Below are 17569 nucleotides of genomic sequence, written 5' to 3' on the forward strand. Positions count from 1 at the left end.
GGGATTGGGGATTGGGGATTGGGGATTGGGGATTGGGGATTGGCGCGGCGGATCTCCGGCCCAGGGCTTTTTGTAGGAGCGGCGCGAGCCGCGACAGGGGACGCGCAGAACGCCCCGATGGCGTCGTCTCCTCATCGAAGCCCGTTACCCAAGGGGTAGGCGCGGCGTGAGCCGCGACCACGGGACGCGCAGAAAAAACAACCTCCACAGGCGCCCAGCGACGCCCGGTCCTCGCCCTCGTCGCGCCTCCAGGCGTCACGCCGTCGCCCAGCGGCTCTGCCCGCACCCGGCCGCACCGCGGCCCGCCCCGATCGCACCGTGCGCACGTCCCGCGCTTGGGCCACCACGCCGCAGCCCCTAAACTGCGCCATCGCCCTCCGCCCGCGCGCCCATGTCCGACAGCCTGTCCTGGTCCATTCCCGCCAACGAATACCGGCGCGAACGCTGGCGCAATCAGTTCGGCTGGACCCGCGAAATCGTGCGCATGCGCCGCGACGCGGCCGGGTTGGACCGCCCCTGCGAGGGCGAGGACTGGGATTGGCGCCTGTCGATCGCCGAGATCGAACGCGATGCGCCGTTCTCCGCGTTTCCCGGCATCGACCGCGAATTGGTCCTGCTCAGCGGCAACGGCCTGCGCCTGCGCTTCGACGATGGGGAGAGCCACGAACTGCTGCCGCCGCACGACAAACTGCGCTTCGCCGGCGAGCGCACGGTGCAGGGCGAACTGCTCGACGGTCCGACCCACGACTTCAACCTGATGTGGCGGCGCGACCGGGTCCGCGCCGAGCTCTGGCACCGGCCGCTGGTCGGGCCGATGGTGCTGTTCGCCGAGCCGGGCCAGACCTGGGCCGTGCACCTGCTCGCCGGCCAGGCGCGTTTCGCCGACGATGCCTCGTTGCCGCCGCTGCAGATGGGCGACACCGCCTTCCTCGCCGCCGGCGGCGAGCGCCTGCGCGGCATGCTCGACGGCGGCGGCGAAGTGTTGTTGGTGCGAGTGGCCGCGCTGGACTGAGCCGGAGGACGGCGCTCAGTACACGTCGCGCCGGTAGCGGCCTTGCGCCGCGAGGTTTTCCAGGGCCTCGACGCCGATCGCTTCCTGCAGCGCCGCTTCCACCGCCGGCGCCATGCCTTCCAGGCTGCCGCAGACGTAGATCGCCGCACCGGCGGCGACCCATTCGCGCACGCGCGGCCGTTGTTCGCGCAAGCGGTCCTGCACGTAGACCCGCGCCTGGCCGTCGCGCGAGAACGCATAGTCGACGCGTTCGATCGCGCCGCCCGCCCGCCAGGCCTCGAGCTCCTCGCGATAGTGCAGGTCGCAGGCGGCGTTGCGTTCGCCGAACAGCAGCCAGTTGCGGCGGTGGCCGGCGGCGATCCGGGTCTTGAGCAGGGCGCGCAGGCCGGCCAGTCCGGTGCCGTTGCCGATCAGCACGATCGGCCGGGCGTCGTCGGGAGCGTGGAAGGAAGGATTGCTGCGGATGCGCAGGTCGATCTCGCCGCCGAGCGCGGCGTGTTCGGTCAGCCAGCCGCTGCCCAGGCCGAGCCGACCGTCGTCGCGGCGCATCTGCCGCACCAGCAACTGCAGCGAACCGTCCGCCGGCAGCGAGGCGATCGAGTATTCGCGATGCGGCAGCGGTTGCAGGGCGTCGGCGACCGCTTGCGCGCTTTGGCCGATGCAGGTTGCCGGATCGGGCAGGCGCGAACCGGCCAGGACCTCGGCGATCGGCAATGAGGTTTCGTCGCGCCGCACCGTCTGTGCGCCGTCGAGTCCGGCCTGCGCCAACCACCGCGCCACTTCGTCGCCGGCGTTGCGCGGGCCGATCTCGGCGATGTCGCCGGCGCGCCAGTGCGCACCGCCGCCGTCGGCCGGCGTAAGCGCGATATGGAAGGCCGGCGCGCCGGCGCTGCCGGGGTTGGATTCGCGACGCTGCTGCAGGCGCCAGGCGGCGTAGGCCGGCGCGCTCCAGTCGGGCAAGTCGGTCCGGCCGGCGAGCAGGCCCAGATGATGCTGCCAATGTCGCAGGGCGCCGGTTTCGCCGTTGTCGACTTCGACCAGATCGAACAGCGGCTGTGCGCCGGCATGGCGCAGCCAGTGATCGAGGCGATGACCGAAGGCGCAGTACTCGCGGTACTCGCGATCGCCGAGCGCGAGCACACCGTAGCGCAGCTGCGGCAAGGCCGCCGCCGCGCCCATGACCCGGCGCACGAACGCGGCAGCGCTGTCGGGCGCGTCGCCTTCGCCGGTGGTGCTGACCACGAACAGAGCGCGCGGATAGCGCGCCAGGCGCTCGGCATCGAGCGTGCCGAGCACGGCCAGATCGGCGCGCAGTCCGGCCTCGGCCAGCGCGGCGTGGCTGCGTCGCGCCAACTGCTCGGCGAAGCCGGTCTGGCTGGCGAAGGCGATCAGCCACTCGCCGGGCGACTCCGGCGACAGCGCCGGCAGGGCCTCGCGCCGTGCGTGGCGCGCACGCGACACCGCGACTGCGGCGACGAAACCGGCGTAGGCGGCGAACAGGGCGGCGGCCATCCACCAGCGGCCGCGGCCGGGCGAAATCCACTGCCAAGGGTCGGCCTGCCAATACGCCAGTGCGCAGGCCAGCGCGATCAACGCAAGGACCGCCAAGGCGCTGCCGATCGTCCCCGGCTCGATGCGGCGGCGCGGTGCGACAGCGCTCACGCGGCGCGCTGCCGGGCGACGAAAGCGGGCGTGCCGCGGGCGACGAAGCCTTCGCCTTCGCGCACGACGAACAAGGCGGCCAGTCCGCGGCGATTGGCGTAGGCCAGTCCTTCGCGCGCGCCGAGCACGCTCAGCGCGGTGGCCAGGCCGTCGGCCTGCATGCACTGCGCGTGCAGCACGGTGACCGAGGCCAACTCGCCGTCGATGGGCGCGCCGCTGCGCGGGTCCAGCGTATGCGCATAGCGGCGGCCGTCGGCGTCGAAGTAGCGGCGGTAGTCGCCCGAGGTGGCGATCGCGTCGCCGTCGAGCGCGATCACTGCGGTCGCGGCGTCGCCGTCGCTGCCGGGTCGTTCCACCGCGACCCGCCAGGCGCTGCCGTCGGGACGGCGGCCGTGGCCGCGTAACTCACCGCCGACTTCGACCAGGCAGTGTTCGACGCCCTGGGCGAGCAGCCAGTCGGCGACGCGGTCGACGCCGTAGCCCTTGGCGATCGAGGACAAGTCCAGACAGGCGCCGCCGGGTTGGGTCAGCGCGCGCGTTGCTGCGTCGTAGCCGAGGCGGCGCCAGCCGACGCGCACGCGCGCGTCGGCCAATGCGTCGGCCGTGGGCGTCTGCGCGCAGGCGCCGGCGGGGCCGAAGCCCCACAAGTCGACCAGCGGCCCGATGGTGGGGTCGTAGGCGCCGTCGCTGTCCGCGGCCAACGTCAGCGCCGCGTCCAGCACTTCGGCGAACTCGGCCGGCAAGGTATGCCGGCTGCCGGCGCCGGCGCGGTTGTAACGGCTGATGTCGGAGCCGCGTTCCCAGGTGCTCATCTGCGCGACGACCTGATCGAGTCGGGCCTGAATACCGCGTTCCAGCGCCGGCAACGCCGACACGGCGGCGATCAGCTTGACCGACCAGGTCGTGCCCATGGTCGCGCCGCTCAGCGTATGCAGCGCCGTCGTCGCCATCGCGGCGAAACGCAAACTCGCCGTCGCCGGCGCGCCGGCACGGGCGGCCGCGGCGCCGGTCAAGGCACCCGACCAACTCCAGCGCGGCGTCGGCGTCGGCGAGGTCATCGCTTTACTGCGGCAGCACTTCGAACACGGCGACGTAGCTCAGCCGGCGCTGCTTGGCTTCGGCGAGCGTGGTCTTGGCGTCTTCGCTGGCGGTTTCCAGCCAGTACATGCCGGCTGCCGGCCACTTCACCTCGAACTTGCCGTCGGCGCCGGTGGTGAGGTGGATCTCGTTCTGCTGATCGCGGTAGCGGGTCGCGCCCGGCACGATCTCGACCTTCAGGCCCGAGGCCGGCTTGCCGTCGATCAGCAACTGGAAGCTCGCGCTCTCGCCGGCGAACAGATCGTTGGGATGGGTCACCGGCACCAGTTCGATACCCTTGCCGGTGGTCTTGAGCGCGCCGTTGCTGGGCTGGCCGACGGTGGCGAAGGTCTCGACCCGGCCCAGGCTTTCCGAAGCGTTGACCTCGGTGGCACCGGCCGGAATGCCGGCCTTGAACTCGCTGGCCTTGCCGCGCCAACGCTTGGCTTCGCCGCCGAGCTTGTAGCTGGCGAACATGCCTTCGTTGTTCATGGCGATCTTGTAGGTGCCTTCCTGGGCCAGCTCGACATCGAACACGCTGCGCAGCTTGCCGGTCGAAGCGTTCTGCGGCTGCACGGCGCTGCCGTCCGGCGCAGTGATCTGCAGACGCTCCAGCGGCAGCGGCACATGATTGAAATAGAACAGGTCGTTGGACACCGCCGCATCGACGGTGAGCCAGGCGCCCTTGCTCGAGAACACGGTCTGCGAGGGTTGCAGCCAGGCCTTGTGCGCCTGCGCGGCACCGGCGAAAGCGAAGGTGGCGACGGCGGCTGCGGCGAGAAGTTTCAGTTTCATGGTGTTGGGTCCGGGATTCGGGATTGGGGATTCGGGATTGGCAAGAGCGAAAAGCGGCCGCTGCGGTCAGAGGTCCGGGAATCCGCTTTGCGAATCCCGAATCCCCGATCCCGAATCACGGCTTCACCGTCACCTTCACCTTGCCCAACTCAGTCTTGCCTTGCGCGGACAGGTTCTGCGCCTTGCCGGGCCACTGGAAGGGGATGCTGAGCATCTCGCGGCCGCCGACTTCGCGCGCGGCTTCCACCACCAGGGTGTAGTTGCCCGGGGCCAGGCCGGCGAGCGGCTTGCTGTTGCCCTTGAACGACAGGGCGTGCTGGCCGACCGGGCGGGTCGCGCCGCTGACGCCGTCGACCGGCATGCTCAGGCTGCGGCCGCTGCGCCGCCACCATTGCCGCATGTCCTTCAGCCATTTGGTGCCTTCGCCGTTCTTCATGTCGACGTCGTACCAGACGGCCAGATTGCTGGCGACGGTGTTGTCGGCCTTTTCGATCCACGCCGCTACGTACGGGCGGTGGTACTCGGCGGCGTTGATGCGCGGGATCTCGATGTTGAGTTCCAGATCGGCCGCGAACGCCGGCATCGGCAGCGCCAGCGCCGGGATCAGGACTTTGAACGACGACAGCTTCATGGGGCGGCTCCTAACGGGAAGACGGTTGCTAACTCGGTGGGTGGATCGATGCGTGAGTCAGTGCATGAACAGGACCACGATCAGCAGCGGCACGGCCAGGCCCAGCGCGACCAGCGGCCAGGTCTTGCCGCGCTGGCGCGCATGCAGCTGCAGCAGCCACAGCCCGGTCAGCGCGAACAGCAGGCAGGCGACCGCGAACAGATCGATGAACCAGCGCCAGGCGGTGCCGGTATTGCGGCCTTTGTGCAGGTCGTTGAGCCAGGCGATCCAGCCGCGGTCGGTGCGCTCGTACTCGATCGCGCCGCTCTCGCGGTCGATGCTGAGCCAGGCGTCGCCGCCGGGGCGCGGCAGGGACACGTAGACGTCGGCATCGGACCATTCGCCCTTGCGCCCCTCGGTGCGCACGTCCAACGCATCGGCGAGCCAGTTGTTGACCGCGCCCGGCAATGGCGCGTCTTCGGCGCGCTCGGCCTTGAGGCTGCGCAGCAGGCTGGCCGGCAGGGTTTCCTTGAGATTGACCACCACCGGTTCGGACTCGATCTGCGCGGCGTGGTTGAGGGTGATGCCGGTGGCGGCGAACAGCAACAGCGCGATCAGGCTGACCGCGGCGCTGATCCAGTGCCAGCGGTGCAGGGTCTTGAGCCAATAGGAGCGACGGTTGGGATCGATCGTGCCCGAAGTGGCCTTGATTGGGCCGGCTTTGATCGAGCCGGTCTTGATCGCGCGGTCGTCGCTGCTGGCCGCACTCACGTCTGGCTCCAGCGTCGCAGCAGGTTGTGGTAGACGCCGGTCAGTTGGACCAGGGCGGGATGCTCGGGCACGTCGGCGCTCAGGCGCCGGATCGAGACGTCGAGCTCGAACATCAACCGCCGCTGCGCGTCTTCTGCCAGCAGGCTCTGAATCCAGAAGAACGACGCCACCCGCGCGCCGCGGGTGACGGGGGTGACTTTGTGCAGGCTGGTGCCGGGGTAGAGCACCAGATCGCCCGCCGGCAGCTTGACGCTGTGGCTGCCGTAGGTGTCTTCGATCACCAGCTCGCCGCCGTCGTATTCCTCCGGCGCGCTCAGGAACAAAGTCGCCGACAGGTCGGTGCGCACCGCGTCCATGCCGCCGCGGCTGCGGTCGTAGCGGATCGCGTTGTCGACATGGAAGCCGAACGACTGGCCGCCGGCGTAGCGGTTGAACAGCGGCGGGTACACCCGCTGCGGCAGCGCGGCGGAGAAGAAGGTCGGGTTCTTCGACAGCGCGTCGAGGATCAGCGCGCCCAGTTCGCGCGCGGCCGGATCGGTTTCGGGCAGTTGCGCGTTGTCCTTGGCCTTGGCCGACTGGTGGCCGGCGGTGATGCGGCCGTCGGCCCAGCCGGCCTGATCCAGGCGCGCCCGGCAATGGGCGACCTGTTCGGCGGTGAGCACTTTGGGAACGTGCAGCAGCATGGCTTTCCTCAATGCGGACGCCCGGGAGGTCCCGGGCGGCGCGCTGGACCGTGAAGGCCCGATTAGAGCGTGAACCCGGCGGTGTGCGCCAGCCGGGTCGCGCCGGTCAGAAGGCGCCGGTCAGAAGGCGAAGTTCGCGCTCAGCACCACCTGGCGGCCGTCGCCCGGGGTCGCCCAACCGTTGTTGCGGATACGGGTGAAGTATTCCTCGTCGGTCAGATTGTTGACGTTGAGCTGCAGCGAGGCCTGGCGGTTGATCTTGTAGTTGACCATCGCGCGGTGGGTCCAGTAGCTGCCGTAGGTCGTCAGCGGGCCGTTGACGTTGGTCGCGCTGTGCTGGGTCAGCCAGAGCTTGCCCTGGTAGGTCGCGCCGTAGCCGATCTGCCAGCGCGGGCTGAGGTCGTAGGTGGTCCACAGGCTGAAGGCGTGTTCCGGCACCTGGGTCAGGCGGTCGCCGCGGGTGTAGTCCAGGCCGAGGTTGGCCTGGCGGTCGGACACGCCTTGCAGCACTTCGCTGTCGAGGAAGGCGTAGTTGGCGTACACCGCCCACTGGTCGGTCAGCAGGCCGGACAGACCGAGCATCACGCCGTCGACGCGGGCGCGGCCGTCGAGCTGCTGCAGGCCGGTCAGGTTGGCGGGGTTGTCGAGGTCGGCGACCTTGTAGTTCTTGCGGTCGTTGCGGAACACCGAGCCGGTCAGCGCCAAGCGGCCGTCGAGGAAGTCCCACTTGGTGCCGATTTCGTAATTGACCGCGGTTTCCGGATCGACCGAGCAGGTCTGCGCGGTGCACGAGCCGTTGACCGAGGCCTTCGACGGGGTCTTGGAGTTGCCGTAGGCGACGTAGATGCTGCCGTTCTCGACCGGCTTGTAGACCAGGCCGGCGCGGTAGGAGAACAGGTCGTCGGTGTTCTTGAACGGCACCCCATAGCCGGTGACGGTGCCGATCGGCAGCGCCGGCAGCGGTTGGTTGGCCGCGGTCGGGGCCTGCACTACCACCGCATTGGTGGTCTTGCCCTCGTTGCGCTCGTAGCGCGCGCCCAGGCTCAACTGCCACTGTTCGTTGAACTTCAGCGTGTCGAACACGTAGATCGCGCGGTTGTCGAGCTCGCCTTCGGTGCGCCCGGTCAGGGTGCGGTTGAGCGGGCCGCGGTAGATGTGGTCCGGGCGGGCGATGTTCATCTGCGGCAGGCCGGCGAGGAACGGGTTGCTGCCGTTGGCGTTGCGGAAATCGCTGGTGACGTCGAGATCGAATTCTTCGTGCAGCACCGAGAAGCCGGCGACCAGGTCGTGCTCGATCGCGCCGGTGTTGAACTGCACGGTCAGGTCGGTCTGGTTGTACAGCGCGGTATTGCGGGTGTCGCGACCGTAGCCGCGCGGGCCGCTCGGGCTGTAGTTGCCCGGGCGGGTGCTGCCGCAGGCGGCGCCGAGCGGGGTGCGGTTGTTGGCCAGGCACCAGGTGCCCTGCACGGCGTCGACCAGGGAGAACTGCTCGACCTGTTGCCAGCGGGTCAGGTTGCGGACCTTGAACGCGTCGCTGAAGTTGTGCTCGATGATCGAGGTCAGCGAATCGAGTTCGATTTCCTGCTTGTCGATGTTGCTGTAGCCGTAGTAATTGCCGCGGTCGATGCCGGGCAGGACGTCGCCGTTGAAGAACGGCAGGCCGTACTGCGGAGTGTTCTGGTCTTCCTGGTGGAGATAGTTCAGGGTCCAGGTGGTGTCGCTGCCCAGGCCGAAGGCCAGCGAGGCGGCCACGCCCCAACGCTCGTTCTGCTCGACGTCGCGGCCCGGCACGTCGTTCTGGTGCGCCATGGCGTTCAGGCGCAGCGCGCTGCCTTCGCCGAGGACGAAGTTGCTGTCGGTGGTCACGCGCGCGTAGCTGTCGGTGCCGGCGGCGATCGAGGCCTTGTGGAACTCGTTGAGGCTGGCGTTCTTGGTCACCAGGTTGATCGTGCCGCCGACCGAGCCGGCGCCGGAGTAGACCGAGTTGGCACCGTTGACGACTTCCACCGCTTCCAGGTTGAACGGATCGGTGCGGCTGTACAGGCCGCTGTCGCGTACGCCGTCGACGGTGATGTCGTTGCTGGCGTCGAAGCCGCGCAGGTTGATCTTGTCGCCGAAACCGCCGCCGCCTTCGCCGGCGCCGAAGGTGATGCCCGGCAGAGTGCTGAGGATGTCGGTCAGCGACAGCAGGTTCTGGCCGTCGATGGTGTTGCGGTCGATCACGCTGATCGTCTGCGGGGTATCGCGCAGATTCGCCGTGTACTTGCCGCTGCTGGCCTTCTCCACGCGCTGGCCGTGGACGGCGACGCCGTCGAGGTCCTTGGCCTGCGGCTCGGGCGCCGGGGCGGCGACCACGGGCAGGGTGAAGGCGAGGGCGAGCGCAGCGGCGAGCGGCGACACGACGAACTTCGTGGTCATGAGAGTCTCTGGGATTGCGGGTTGACGGCGCGGGGGCCGCGTCAGGTCGCAATATTAATGAGATGGATTCTCATTTGCAACGAATTGTGAACGATTCGAGGGGCTTTAACCGTTTCCGATGGGGCCGCATGCGCAATCGGGCGCTTCGTGCTCAGGGGTACGGACGACCGCAGCCCGGCCGGGCTGCGCAGCAGGGGCGGCGCGGTCCTTGCGACGTGTGCGCGTGAGGCCTTTGGAAATAGAGGGCGAACGCCCTGCGTGAGCGCGAAGTCCGGCGTGCCTGGCGGCGCGCGATTGGCCTTGGGCCGCAGCGGAAGCAAACCCCCCTGTCGCCCCGCTTCGAAGGGGGAGCAGAAAGGAGAAGCCAAAGAGAGGGCGCGCGGTTCGCCGGCGCGCGCGGTCGATGGCCGTTGCGAGGAACTCGGTTGCGGGGCAATGCCCGCGGCGTTCACTGGCGATCGTCGCGGGTCCAGACGCCGCCGTCTTCGACCTTGACCGGGAACTTGGCCACCGGTTCGTAGGCCGGTGCGCACAGCGGTCGGCCGTCGCGCACGTCGAAGCGCGCGCCGTGCAGCACGCATTCGATGCTCGCTTCCTCGCCGTCGTAGGTGCCCGAGGACAGCTCGAAGTCCTCGTGCGAACAGCGGTCTTCGAGTGCGTAGTAGTCGCCGTCGTAGTTGCAGACGAAAATCGCGGTATCGCCATCCCAGGCGACGGTCGATTCGCCCGGCAGCAGTTGCGAAGTGGCGCAGACGAATACCCAGTCGCCCATGGCGTGGTTTCCTTCGGAACGGGATTTTGGATTTGGGATTCGGGATTCGGGATTGGTCAGAGCAAGACCGTATCGCTCCTCGATCCCGATCCTTTGTGGCGAAGGCGGGACCGGGAGCCGCGATTCGTCGGCCAAGCGCAGCACCTGCTGTTGCTCGACCAATCCCGAATCCAAAATCCCGAATCCCCGCTCCTCAGAACCGCTTCTCAAGCACTTCGAAGCTCAGGTCGTCGCGCTTGGGCAGGCCGAAGCGCGCGTCGCCGTACGGGAACGGCTTGAACACGCCGGTGCGCGCGTAGCCGCGGCGCAGGTAGAACTGGATCAGCTCCTCGCGCACATTGATCACGGTCATGCGCATCGCCGGCAGCTTCCAGTCCTCGCGCGCGATGCGCTCGGATTCTTCGATCATGCGCTTGCCGATGCCGCCGCCCTGCAGGGTCGGCTTGACCGAGAACATGCCGAAATAGCCGGCGCCGTCCTCGACCGCGACATGGGCGCAGGCCAGCAGCTCGATCGCGCCTTCGGCGCCTTCGCGTTCGCCGAGCAGGATCACGCTGTCGGGCTTGGCCAGAAAGGCGTGGATCTCGTCGGCGCCGGTGCGGCGGCCGTCGAGGAAATCGGCTTCGGTGGTCCAGCCGACCCGGCTGGCGTCGCCGCGATAGGCCGATTCGACCAGGGCGACGATGGCGTCGGTGTCGGCCACGGTAGCGTGGCGGAAGCGGAGAGTGTCGGAGGCGGTCATGCGAGCAGCTTGCGGACTTTGTGGAGGGCCGCCACGAAGGCGTCGATCTCTTCGTGGGTGTTGTAGAAGGCGAGCGACGCGCGGCAGGTCGCCGGCACGCCGAAATGCTGCATCAGCGGATGCGCGCAGTGGTGGCCGGAACGGATCGCCACGCCTTCCAGGTCGAGCAGGGTGGCCAGGTCGTGGGCGTGCGCGCCCTCGATCAGGAAGCTCACTACCGCCGCCTTCTCCTGCGCCTGGCCGAAGATGCGCAGCCCCGGCACTTCGGCCAGCGCGGCGTTGAAGTGCGCGAGCAGCTCCTGTTCGCGCGCGTCGACCTGGGCCATGCCCAGCGCCGATAGATAGTCCACCGCCGCGCCCAGGCCGACGAAGCCGGCGATATTGGGCGTGCCGGCCTCGAATTTGCGCGGGCCGTCGGCGAACACCGTGCCTTCGAAGCGGACTTCCTTGATCATCTCGCCGCCGCCGACGAAGGGCGGCATCGCGTCGAGGTGCTCGCGCCGCGCCCATAGCGCGCCGGTGCCGGTCGGGCCGCTCATCTTGTGGCCGGTGATGGCGTAGAAATCGCAGCCGATCGCCGCCACGTCGAGCGGGCGGTGCGGCGCCGCCTGCGAGCCGTCCACGAGCGTGACGATGCCGCGCTTGCGCGCCTCGCGGCAGATCTCGCGCACCGGATTGACCGTGCCGAGCACGTTGGAAACATGGGTCAAGGCGAGCAGCTTCACCTCGGGGGTGAGCAGGCCGTACAACTGGGGCAGGTCGAGCTGGCCGCGTTCGTCGATCTCGGCGACCCTGATCGTCGCGCCGGTGCGCTGGGCGACCAACTGCCAGGGCACGATGTTGGCGTGGTGCTCCATCCGGGTCAGTACGATCGCGTCGCCCGGCTGCAGCCGCGGCAGAGCCCAGGAATAGGCGACCAGATTGATCGCGAAGGTGGTGCCGCTGCACAGCACCAGTTCGTCGGTGCGCACGTTGAGGAAGCGCGCCAGCTTGGCGCGCGCGCCCTCGTAAGCTTCGGTGGCCTCGCTGCCGAGCGCATGCACGGCGCGGCTCACGTTGGCGTTGTGGCGGCGGTAGAAGTCGTCGACCGCTTCGATCACCGCGGCCGGTTTCTGGCCGGTGTTGGCCGAGTCGAAATAGATCAGCGGCTTGCCGTGGACCTGGCGGGTCAGCACCGGGAAGTCGGCGCGGACAGCGGCCCAGTCGGGGGAGGAGGGGACGGCGGCGGTCATTCTGGGGTCCGGTAAGCGGGAAGTCGGCGCACGTGAGCCAAGGGGGCGCGAAAAGCGGAGGCGACGCGGCCGTCGCGATCTCTTGTCTCCTGCCTTCTGTTCCTCAAGCGATCTGCAGGCGTTCCAAAGCGAGATTCAACCGCACTTCCAGCATCGCGCGCACGTCCTCGTTCTCGATCACGGCCAAGGTCTCGCGGCAGAAAGCGGTGGTCAGCAAGGCCCGCGCCTGTTCGGCGGGCACGCCGCGCGAACGCAGGTAGAACAAGGCGTTGGCGTCGAGCTGGCCGACCGTGGCGCCGTGCGCGGCCTGGACCTCGTCGGCGTGGATCTCCAACACCGGCTGGGTGTCGATTTCGGCGCCTTCGCTGAGCAGCAGGTTCTTGTTCGAGAGCGCGGCGTTGCTGCCGTCCGCGCCTTCGCGGATCAGGATGCCGCCGTGGAAGGCGGCGCGCGAACGGCCGGCGCCGAGGCCGCGCCAGGTCAGTTCGCATCGGCTGTCGCGGCCGACATGATCGATTCCCAGGCGGGTGTCGAGATGGCGGCGGCCGCTGGCGAGCAGCACGCCGTTGGCCTGGACCTGCGCACCCTCGCCGTGCAGTGCGGCGTTGAGTTCGTGACGGGACAGCGCGGCGCCGAGTTCGAGGTCGATCCGGCGGTATTGCGCCGAGCGCGCCAGCACCGCGTCGGTGCGCGCGATCGCGGTCGCGCCGAGCGCCTCGTCCTGGACCCGCGCATGCACCAGGCTGGCGCCCGGGGCGAGGTGGACATGGGCCAGCGAGTTGCCGAAATGGCTGTGGCTGTCGGCGGCGAGCTGATGCTCGACCAGGGTCAGCGCCGCGCCCTCGCGCAGTTCGATCAGATGGCGCAGGTGCCAGGCCAGGTCCGGCCCGCCCTTGGCGGCCGAGTCGGCGTTCTGGCTCGGGCTGGAGACGCAGACCAGGTGCACCGCGCCCGGCGCCTGCACGCCGGCTTCGACCCGCAGCACCGCGCCCTCGTCGGCCAGCGCGGCGTTGATGCGCGCGAACACTTCGTCCGGGCGCTCGTAGCGGCGAGCGAGGAAATTGGCCTCGCGCACGTCGCCGTCGCCCAGCACCTGTGACAGCGGCCGCAACGAGATGCCGGCCGGCAGGCCGGCGAGGTCGGAGCGGTCGGCGTCGTAGCGGCCGTTGTGGAACACCACCCGCGGCGCCGGGATGCCGGCGATCGCGGCGTCGAGCGCGGCGCCGTCGGCGGCCGGGGCGACGCCGGCCGCGGGCAGGAAGGTGCGGCGCTCCAGCGCGCGCAGCGGGGTGTACTTCCAGGCTTCGGTGCGCGGTCCCGGCAGGCCGTCGCGCAGGGCCGCATCGAGGGCGGCGCGGCGGGTCGCGCCGAGCCCGGCGGCGTCGCGTGCGGGCAGAGCGTCGAAGGCCGACGCGAAGGCGTCGAGCAGCGCGCTCACGCCGCGTTCTCCGGCGCCACGCGGTCCTTCAGCCAGGCATAGCCGTGGGTTTCCAGTTCCAGCGCCAGTTCGGCGCCGCCGGTCTCGACGATGCGGCCGTCGGCCAGCACGTGGACCACATCGGGCTTGATGTAGTCCAGCAGGCGCTGGTAGTGGGTGATGACCAGGAATGCGCGTTCCGGCGAGCGCAGCGCGTTGACGCCGTCGGCGACGGCCTTGAGCGCGTCGATGTCCAGGCCGGAATCGGTTTCGTCGAGGATCGCCAGCTTCGGTTCGAGCAGGGCCAGCTGGAAGATTTCGTTGCGCTTCTTTTCGCCGCCGCTGAAGCCCTCGTTGACGCCGCGGTGCAGCAGTTCGTCTTTCAGATGCAGCACGGCCAGCTTTTCGCGCACCAGCTTGAGGAACTGCATCGAGTCCAGTTCGGCCTCGCCGCGCGCCTTGCGCTGGGCGTTGAGCGCGGCGCGCAGGAAATACGTGTTGTTTACGCCCGGAATCTCGACCGGGTACTGGAAGGCCAGGAACACGCCGGCGGCGGCGCGCTCCTCCGGTTCCAGCGCCAGCAGGTCGCGGCCCTCGAATGCGATCGAACCGGCGGTGACCTCGTAGCCTTCGCGGCCGGCGAGCACGTTGCCCAGGGTCGATTTGCCGGCGCCGTTCGGGCCCATGATCGCGTGGACCTTGCCCGGCTGCAGCTCCAGGCTCAGGCCCTTGAGGATGTCCTTGCCGGCGACTTGGACGTGGAGGTCTTGGATCTTCAACATGAGGGTTTCCGGAAACGGGTGGGCGCTCGCGGCGCCGGTAACGGGTTGCGGAGCGGGCGGCGAATGCCGGCGCTCAGGTACAGACGCCTTCGTAGGCGAGCCGGCGCTTGGCGCCGCCGGCGTCGACGTACTCGTAGCACTGCAGGTAGTCCGAATCTGCGAAGGCCTTCAAGGTCGGGCAATCGAGCGAACGCGGTTCGGCTGCGGCAGCGTCCTGCGCCACGGCCAGGGCGCCGGTCGGGTCGGCCCACAGCACCTGCTCGACGCCGTTGCCGTCGAGCACGCGCAGGCGCAGGCGGTCGCCGTCGACGGCGATCACATCGGCCTCGAACGGCTTGCTCCAGCGGCGCAGTTCCTTGCCGCCGTCGCCGAATTCGATCACGTCGTCGGCGAGCAGCAATTCGTCGCCCAGAGGCATCGCGCGCACCCGCGCGTAGGGGGTCGCGCCGCAGGGATGCTCGCTCCACTGCAGCACGCGCGGGTCGCGGACGTTTTCGTGCTTGGGATCGATGGTGAACGGCAGCAGGTACTCGCCCGCCGCCAGCGCGTGCTGGATCGAGCCGGGCGGCGCGATCGGCGCCTCGGCGGAGGCCGGGGCGGCCTCGGCGGCCGGCGCGGTTGGCTTCGGCTCGGCCGCGGGCGGCGCGGTTTCGGACGTGGCGGCGGGCGCGCTGGGCGCGGCGGTTTGCGGCGCCGGCGCCGGGCTGCAGGCGGCCAGCGCCGCGGTCAGCAGGGCCGCCAGTGCGGACGGGACGGGGCGGCTCATCCGACCGATCCTTCCAGCGACACCTCAAGCAGCTTCTTGGCCTCGACCGCGAATTCCATCGGCAGTTCGCGGAACACGCTCTTGCAGAAGCCGTCGACGATCATCGACACCGCATCTTCCTCGCCGATGCCGCGCGAGCGGCAGTAGAACAGCTGGTCTTCGCTGATCTTGGAGGTGGTGGCCTCGTGCTCGACAGTGGCGTCGGGGTGCTTGACCTCGATGTAGGGGAAGGTGTGCGCGCCGCACTTCTTGCCGATCAGCAGGCTGTCGCACTGGGTGTGGTTGCGCGCGCCGGCGGCGTGCTTCTCGACCTTGACCTGGCCGCGGTAGGTGTTCTGGCCGCGGCCGGCGCTGATGCCCTTGCTGATGATCTTCGACTTGGTGCGCTTGCCGATGTGGATCATCTTGGTGCCGGTGTCGGCCTGCTGGCGGTGATGGGTCAGCGCGACCGAGTAGAACTCGCCGACCGAATCGTCGCCGAGCAGCACGCAGCTGGGGTACTTCCAGGTGATCGCCGAACCGGTCTCGACCTGGGTCCAGCTGATCTTGCTGCGCGCGCCGCGGCACTCGCCGCGCTTGGTGACGAAGTTGTAGATGCCGCCGCGGCCTTCCTCGTCGCCGGGGTACCAGTTCTGCACCGTCGAGTACTTGATCTCGGCGTCTTCCAGCGCGACCAGCTCGACCACCGCCGCGTGCAGCTGGTTCTCGTCGCGCATCGGCGCAGTGCAGCCTTCCAGGTAGGACACATAGGCCTTGTCCTCGCACACGATCAGGGTGCGCTCGAACTGGCCGGTGTGGCCGGCGTTGATGCGGAAATAGGTGCTCAGCTCCATCGGGCAACGCACGCCCTTGGGAATGAACACGAAGCTGCCGTCGGAGAACACCGCCGAGTTGAGCGCGGCGAAATAGTTGTCGCCGGTCGGCACGACGCTGCCGAGGTACTGCTTGATCAGCTCGGAATGCTCGCGGATCGCCTCGGACATCGAGCAGAAAATGATGCCCTTTTCGGCCAGCTCCTTGCGGAAGGTGGTGCCGACCGAGACCGAGTCGAACACCGCATCGACCGCGACGCCGGCCAGCCGGGCGCGCTCGTGCAGCGGCACGCCGAGCTTGTCGTAGGTCGCGATCAGCTCTTCGGGCACTTCGTCCAGCGACTTGTACTTGGCCTTGGGCGCGCTGTAGTAGCTCAGCGCCTGGAAGTCGATCGGGGCGATGTTGAGCTTGGCCCAGTGCGGCATCGGCATGGTCAGCCAATGGCGGTAGGCCTCCAGCCGCCACTGGGTCATCCACTCCGGCTCGTTCTTCTTCGCCGACAGGGCGCGGATGGTGTCCTCGTCCAGGCCCGGCGGCAGGCTGTCGGACTCGATGTCGGTGACGAAGCCGGCCTCGTAGCGGCGGCCGAGCTGCTCGTGGATCTCACGATTGGCGATGTCGCCCGCGGGAGCGGACGTGGAACGGATGTCGGTGGCCATGCGGCTGCCTACTGCCTACTGTCTATGCGTTGGCCAGGCGCAGGTCGATGCGCCGGCCGGGGGGTGCGGATGAAAAAGAAGCGTCCGGGGCCAGCATCTGGGCCAAGGTCACGTTGCGCAGCGCCTCGACGACCACGTCGTTGATGCGCCGCCAGTTGGCGCGCACGCCGCACTGCCGCTCCAGGCCGCAGTTGCCTTCGTGCACGCTGCACTCGGTCATGCCGAGCGGCCCTTCCAGGGCCTCCACTATTTCGATCAGGCCGATCTCGTCGGCCGCGCGGGCCAGGCGGTAGCCGCCGTTGGCGCCGCGGAAACCCTCGACCAGCCCGGCCTGGGCCAGCGGCTTGAGCAGCTTGCTGACCGTCGGCGCCTCCAGCCCTGAGCGCTCGGCCAACTCGGCCGCGCTCAGCACGCGCTCAGGCCCGGTCTGGGACTGGGCCGCGAGCACGGTCAGGACGACCGTGGCGTAATCGGTGAGCTTGGTGACGCGGAGCATCGTCTGGGCGCGGCCTGGGCGGGAGGGTAATTCGTACCGAAATTGTACGTTTTTATCCGGGCCGGGCCAAGCGGGCGGTTTTGCGCGATTCAGCCCCTGCGGCCGGCGCCGGGGGGGCCGTCGGGCGGGCGATAGCGGCGGCCGGGCGAGCTGGGTCAGAATGGCCGTTCGTCATTCTGGGATTCGCTATGCCGCGCAAGATCGCCGCCCGTCGTTCCGCCATCCACGGCAACGGCGTATTCGCCGTCGCCCCGATCGCCAAGGGCGAACGCATCATCGAATACAAGGGCCGCCGCCGCACCCACGAGGAGGCCGACGCCGGCGATACGGGCGATGCCGATTCCGGCCATACCTTCCTGTTCACGCTCAACGACGAGTACGTGATCGACGCCAATTACGAAGGCAACACCGCGCGCTGGATCAACCACAGCTGTTCGCCCAACTGCGAGGCGGTGCTGGAGGAAGACGACGGCGACGACCGTCGCCAGGACCAGGTGTTCATCGAGGCGATCCGCGACATCGCCCCGGGCGAGGAGCTGTCCTACAACTACGGCATCACCCTGGCCGAGAAGCACACCAAGGAACTGAAGAAGATCTGGGAGTGCCGCTGCGGTTCGCCGGATTGCACCGGGACCATGCTGCAGCCGAAGAAGGACAAGAAAAAGAAGAAGGGCAAGGACAAGAAGAAAGACAAGAAAAAGAAGAAGGACAAGAAGGGCAAGAAGAAGGATTGAGGCTTTCCCGGCCCGGTGCGGCACCGGGCCTCGCTCTGGCCCGCCGTCCCCTGCAGGCGCGGCGCCGGCCGCGGCCGCCATCCTTCACTCTCGCCGCGCTTTGTCCTGGGCCCCCTGTAGGAGCGGCG

At 69.0% G+C, this 17569-nt stretch carries 16 protein-coding genes and 1 pseudogene; 2 read left to right on the forward strand and 15 right to left on the reverse strand.

Annotation, left to right across the window (positions count from 1 at the left end; all coding sequences use genetic code 11):
* Window positions 1-391: 391 nt before the first annotated feature.
* Complete coding sequence (locus TX83_RS03875) at window positions 392-1012, forward strand: HutD/Ves family protein (RefSeq protein ID WP_064746617.1); 621 nt, start codon at window positions 392-394, stop codon at window positions 1010-1012.
* Between the two features lie 15 nt (window positions 1013-1027).
* Here TX83_RS03875 and TX83_RS03880 read toward each other — a convergent pair whose 3' ends face one another.
* From TX83_RS03880 to TX83_RS03950, 15 genes are all read right to left on the reverse strand, one after another.
* A complete protein-coding gene (locus TX83_RS03880; protein WP_064746618.1) occupies window positions 1028-2674 on the reverse strand; it encodes a sulfite reductase subunit alpha in 1647 nt (548 codons plus the stop codon).
* Window positions 2671-3624, reverse strand: coding sequence for an FAD:protein FMN transferase (locus TX83_RS03885; RefSeq protein ID WP_222423711.1), 954 nt, complete (start codon window positions 3622-3624; stop codon window positions 2671-2673). Before TX83_RS03885 ends, TX83_RS03880 begins: the two co-directional genes overlap by 4 nt.
* Window positions 3625-3736: 112 nt before the next feature.
* Complete coding sequence (locus tag TX83_RS03890) at window positions 3737-4546, reverse strand: DUF4198 domain-containing protein (protein WP_064746621.1); 810 nt, start codon at window positions 4544-4546, stop codon at window positions 3737-3739.
* 115 nt (window positions 4547-4661) lie between these two features.
* Complete coding sequence (locus TX83_RS03895) at window positions 4662-5177, reverse strand: DUF2271 domain-containing protein (RefSeq protein WP_064746623.1); 516 nt, start codon at window positions 5175-5177, stop codon at window positions 4662-4664.
* Window positions 5178-5234: 57 nt separating this feature from the next.
* Window positions 5235-5867 carry a PepSY-associated TM helix domain-containing protein gene (locus TX83_RS03900; RefSeq protein ID WP_064746635.1) on the reverse strand — a complete coding sequence of 211 codons (633 nt, stop codon included), beginning with the start codon at window positions 5865-5867 and terminating at the stop codon, window positions 5235-5237.
* Window positions 5868-5923: 56 nt separating this feature from the next.
* Complete coding sequence (locus TX83_RS03905; RefSeq protein ID WP_064746625.1) at window positions 5924-6610, reverse strand: Fe2+-dependent dioxygenase; 687 nt, start codon at window positions 6608-6610, stop codon at window positions 5924-5926.
* Window positions 6611-6730: 120 nt separating this feature from the next.
* The gene (locus TX83_RS03910) at window positions 6731-9028 is read right to left on the reverse strand and encodes a TonB-dependent receptor (RefSeq protein ID WP_064746626.1); all 2298 of its coding nucleotides are present in this window, start codon (window positions 9026-9028) and stop codon (window positions 6731-6733) included.
* Window positions 9029-9476: 448 nt separating this feature from the next.
* Window positions 9477-9800, reverse strand: coding sequence for a non-heme iron oxygenase ferredoxin subunit (locus TX83_RS03915; protein ID WP_064746627.1), 324 nt, complete (start codon window positions 9798-9800; stop codon window positions 9477-9479).
* Between the two features lie 193 nt (window positions 9801-9993).
* Window positions 9994-10542 carry a GNAT family N-acetyltransferase gene (locus TX83_RS03920; protein WP_064746628.1) on the reverse strand — a complete coding sequence of 183 codons (549 nt, stop codon included), beginning with the start codon at window positions 10540-10542 and terminating at the stop codon, window positions 9994-9996.
* Window positions 10539-11774 carry a cysteine desulfurase gene (locus TX83_RS03925; RefSeq protein ID WP_064746629.1) on the reverse strand — a complete coding sequence of 412 codons (1236 nt, stop codon included), beginning with the start codon at window positions 11772-11774 and terminating at the stop codon, window positions 10539-10541. The genes TX83_RS03920 and TX83_RS03925 overlap by 4 nt, the downstream gene beginning before the upstream one ends.
* Window positions 11775-11877: 103 nt before the next feature.
* Window positions 11878-13212, reverse strand: coding sequence for a Fe-S cluster assembly protein SufD (gene sufD / locus TX83_RS03930; protein WP_064746630.1), 1335 nt, complete (start codon window positions 13210-13212; stop codon window positions 11878-11880).
* Window positions 13209-13973: a Fe-S cluster assembly ATPase SufC gene (gene sufC, locus TX83_RS03935; RefSeq protein WP_064746631.1), complete on the reverse strand. Its 765-nt coding sequence runs from the start codon at window positions 13971-13973 to the stop codon at window positions 13209-13211. The genes sufD and sufC overlap by 4 nt, the downstream gene beginning before the upstream one ends.
* 73 nt (window positions 13974-14046) lie before the next feature.
* Window positions 14047-14739, reverse strand: a complete 693-nt coding sequence (locus tag TX83_RS23185; RefSeq protein ID WP_064746632.1) for a hypothetical protein — start codon at window positions 14737-14739, stop codon at window positions 14047-14049.
* Window positions 14736-16211, reverse strand: coding sequence for a Fe-S cluster assembly protein SufB (sufB, locus tag TX83_RS03945; RefSeq protein WP_064746633.1), 1476 nt, complete (start codon window positions 16209-16211; stop codon window positions 14736-14738). Before sufB ends, TX83_RS23185 begins: the two co-directional genes overlap by 4 nt.
* Window positions 16212-16233: 22 nt before the next feature.
* The gene (locus TX83_RS03950; protein ID WP_064746634.1) at window positions 16234-16707 is read right to left on the reverse strand and encodes an SUF system Fe-S cluster assembly regulator; all 474 of its coding nucleotides are present in this window, start codon (window positions 16705-16707) and stop codon (window positions 16234-16236) included.
* A gap of 188 nt (window positions 16708-16895) precedes the next feature.
* Here TX83_RS03950 and TX83_RS03955 point away from each other — a divergent pair.
* Window positions 16896-17360 (forward strand): annotated as a pseudogene (locus TX83_RS03955) (SET domain-containing protein); the annotation flags it as partial.
* Window positions 17361-17569 lie beyond the last annotated feature (209 nt).

Source organism: Lysobacter antibioticus HS124 (assembly GCF_000336385.2).
Taxonomy (GTDB): Bacteria; Pseudomonadota; Gammaproteobacteria; order Xanthomonadales; family Xanthomonadaceae; genus Lysobacter; species Lysobacter firmicutimachus.